Source organism: Bartonella sp. AA86SXKL (genome assembly GCF_042196885.1).
On record NZ_JBHIRE010000058.1, the window covers coordinates 1,113 to 3,309 of the forward strand.

General features: G+C 45.5%; 1 protein-coding gene. It reads left to right on the forward strand.

The genetic code is table 11. The features are described 5' to 3' along the window. Nucleotides 1-2,197: hemagglutinin repeat-containing protein (locus ACFIO5_RS09575; protein ID WP_375705280.1), on the forward strand; the 2,197-nt coding region annotated here is incomplete at both ends.

Sequence of the window (2,197 nt, forward strand, 5' to 3'; positions counted from 1 at the left end):
TCCTCTATTCTGGGGGCGACGGGCAATATTGTGTTAGACGCACAAGGGGATGCCACAATCACGGCTTCTCATATGATTGCCAATGAAGATATCAATGTGGCAGGACAAAGCGTGACGATTGATGGCATGACAGATCACCATAGCAGCCATTCAGAAACCCATGAAACGGGTTTTGGTGTGGGATCAGGCAAGGGTTTTGTTTCGATCTACGGGAGTGAATCAAAGACAGAGAATGAAGAAAGTTTTGAACATCAAGGCTCTTCGCTCAATGGGAAAAATATCACCATCACCGCCAAAAAAGAAGATGTGAATGTGGTGGGTTCTGACTTTAGCGCAGGGGAAGATATTAAGCTTTCGGCAGTCCATAATGTGAATGTTTTGCCTGGTCATAAGAGTCATAGCGCGAGCACACAGGAAGAACGCTCAGGTTTTGGCTTTCAGTTTGAAAAGAACCGCAGTGGTGCCTCTGTGGGTGTGGGGGGTGCGAGCGCCAAAGATACGGGCGATCAATGGGAAAAGTCCAATACACCATCCAATTTCAAAGCGGGCAGAGATGTGCAGATCAATGCCGGCAATGATGTGAATTTACAAGCGACAAATGTTTCGGCAAATCGTGATGTCAACATTGATGCGGGCAATAATATCACATTATCGGAAAGTTATGATACCTCTAATGCTAAGGAAAAACATGAAAATTTCTTTGCCGGTGTCACAGGTTCTGTCAATGTTGGCATTCTTGGTACGGTACAAGATATAAGGGATGCAGTAAAGCGAGCTAAAAATAAGGATAACAAACACCACATTATTAATGGTTTGCTTGGCGGTTTAAAAGGTTATGATCTCTATAACAAAGGCAAAGGTCTTTACAATGGGATGCAGGGTGGAGCAACCAAAGATGACCTTCTTAATATGGCGGATGTTTCAACCAGCATTACGGTAGACTTTAAAGCTGAAAAGGCAGAGGCATTTTCTCACACCTCCACCGCAGTAACAGATAGCATAGAAGCAGGGCGTGCCATTAACATGCATGCCAACAAAGGCAGCATCCATGGTATTGGTGCTGATCTTATCGCTGGCACAAACTCTCTGAACAATGATGAACAGAGCGGAAATATTAATTTGGAAGCAGGACAAGATATCACCTTTGAAAGTGCGCAAAATAGGCAAAACACGCAAAACCATTCGCAAAATATTTCTGTAAATGTTGGTGTTGGCTACGGTTATGGGAGTGGCGGTTCAGGCTGGAGGGGCAATGCTTCTTTTGGAAAAGGAAGAGGCTCCAGTGAACAGGTACACCAGAAGAACAGCCATATTATAGGCACGGGCACTGTTCATAGCAACAGTGGGGGAAACACCACACTAGCGGGGGGTGTGGTTTCTGCAAACCGTGTAGAGATGGGTGTTGGTGGTGATTTCACCATTACAAGCCACAGTGATACGGGACAAAGTTCCAGCAAGCAAAACTCTGTTTCTGTTGGCTTTAATGGTGGAAAAAAGGATGATGCGGCGACAACCAATCTTGCCTTGAACAAGGATAAAACCTCTAGCGATTATCACAGTGTTGTGGAACACTCCGGCATCAAAGCGGGTGATGGCGGCTTTGAGATCAACGTTAAAGATACAACAACCCTGACCGGGGGGATTATCGACAGCAGCGCATCAGCCGACAAAAACAAACTGACCACCGGAACCATTATCATGAGTGATATTGCCAACAGTGCTAAAGCGCAAGCCAGCAGCCAGGGTTTAAGCCTTGCTACGGGTGGTCCCATGTCTCAGGGCAAATACGGTCTTGCGAAAAACATCGCCAAAAATGTCTTAGATCATGCAAAAGCCAAAGATTCACAGGAAGGGCAAACCAAAGCTGCTATCAGCAATGGCACCATCATCCTGACAGATGAGGTTGAGCAAAAGGCATTGACAGGGCAAGATGTGGAACAAGTAATCGCCTCCCTTAACCGCGATACTGCCAACGCCCATAAGGGGGTACAACAGCTTGATGTTGCCAAGCTGGAACAAATTGTCCATGAAAACCGTGAAATGGCGACACAATTGCTGGAAGAAGGGTTTAAAGTTAGCAATGAAGCTTACAAAACCATGTTTATCAAAAAACATCCCATCGCCGTGGTGGAGCGTGATGAACAGGGACATATCATCTATAAGACAGATAAAAATGGACAGTATATCAAAAACGCTC